Raw genomic sequence first — 282 nt, 5'->3', positions numbered from 1 at the left:
GCGCCCGCCAGTTGGCCTTCATGCAGGTCGGCAAGTACCAGAATGCTCATGAGATCCGCTCCTATTAAAGCACCTTGGCTTCGTTTTTCAGTTTGTCGATTAGCTCGTCTACCGAGGCCACTTTGATGCCGCCTTTGCGCTCAGCGGGGGATTCCACCTTGAGCAGCGTGACCTTGGAGGCCACGTCGACGCCGTAGTCGGCGGGGGTTTTGACATCCAGCGGCTTTTTCTTGGCCTTCATGATGTCCGGCAGCTTGGCGTAGCGCGGCTCGTTGAGGCGCA

The 282-nt window shown here is 58.5% G+C and carries 1 pseudogene; it reads right to left on the bottom strand.

Annotation, left to right across the window (positions count from 1 at the left end):
• Window positions 1-64: 64 nt before the first annotated feature.
• Window positions 65-282 (bottom strand): annotated as a pseudogene (locus ACUN8H_RS18775) (electron transfer flavoprotein subunit beta/FixA family protein); the annotation flags it as partial.

It is taken from the genome of Vreelandella sp. V005 (genome assembly GCF_052645115.1).
The sequence above is the reverse complement of the archived record's forward strand: the minus strand, read 5'-3'. Positions and strand labels throughout refer to the sequence as shown.